We start from the raw sequence: 1196 nt of genomic DNA, 5'->3' as shown, positions 1-1196 counted from the left end.
GTTAAGCCTAAATATTCCCTGGTGACCGATAGCGGATAGTACCGTGAGGGAATGGTGAAAAGTACCGCGGGAGCGGAGTGAAATAGTACCTGAAACCGTGTGCCTACAAGCCGTGGGAGCGTCGCACACAGGATTTGTCCTGTGTGTCGTGACTGCGTGCCTTTTGAAGAATGAGCCTGCGAGTTTGCGGTGTGTTGCGAGGTTAACCCGTGTGGGGGAGCCGTAGCGAAAGCGAGTCCGAATAGGGCGGTGTAGTAGCGCGCTCAAGACCCGAAGCGGAGTGATCTAGCCATGGGCAGGGTGAAGCGGAGGTAAGACTTCGTGGAGGCCCGAACCCACCAGGGTTGAAAACCTGGGGGATGACCTGTGGTTAGGGGTGAAAGGCCAATCAAACTCCGTGATAGCTGGTTCTCCCCGAAATGCATTTAGGTGCAGCGTCGTGTGTTTCTTGCCGGAGGTAGAGCACTGGATAGGCGATGGGCCCTACCGGGTTACTGACCTTAGCCAAACTCCGAATGCCGGTAAGTGAGAGCGCGGCAGTGAGACTGTGGGGGATAAGCTCCATGGTCGAGAGGGAAACAGCCCAGAGCATCGACTAAGGCCCCTAAGCGTACGCTAAGTGGGAAAGGATGTGGAGTCGCAGAGACAACCAGGAGGTTGGCTTAGAAGCAGCCATCCTTGAAAGAGTGCGTAATAGCTCACTGGTCAAGTGATTCCGCGCCGACAATGTAGCGGGGCTCAAGCGTACCGCCGAAGTCGTGTCATTGCAGTACATACTCCTAACGGGGACTGTGATGGGTAGGGGAGCGTCGTGTGCCGGGTGAAGCAGCCGTGTAAGCGAGTTGTGGATGGTTCACGAGTGAGAATGCAGGCATGAGTAGCGATACAAGAGTGGGAAACTCTTGCGCCGATTGACTAAGGGTTCCTGGGTCAAGCTGATCTGCCCAGGGTAAGTCGGGACCTAAGGCGAGGCCGACAGGCGTAGTCGATGGACAACCGGTTGATATTCCGGTACCCGCTTTGAAGCGCCCAATACTGAGCCCATTAATGCTAAGGCCGTGAAGCCGCCTGCTGAGTCTTCGGATGAGGTGGGAGTGGTGGAGCCGCCGGTCCAAGGTGGTAGTAGGTAAGTGATGGGGTGACGCAGGAAGGTAGTCCAGCCCGGGCGGTGGTTGTCCCGGGGTAAGGGTGTAGGC

At 56.8% G+C, this 1196-nt stretch carries 1 rRNA gene (cut by a window edge); it reads left to right on the top strand.

Annotated features, from left to right (window positions below):
- Positions 1 to 1196, top strand: a 23S ribosomal RNA gene (locus ABZ822_RS32480); it runs 1491 nt beyond the window's last position.

Origin of the sequence: Streptomyces sp. NPDC047108 (genome assembly GCF_040643575.1) — a bacterium.
GTDB lineage: Bacteria > Actinomycetota > Actinomycetes > Streptomycetales > Streptomycetaceae > Streptomyces.
This window is presented reverse-complemented; position numbering and strand designations above follow the sequence as displayed.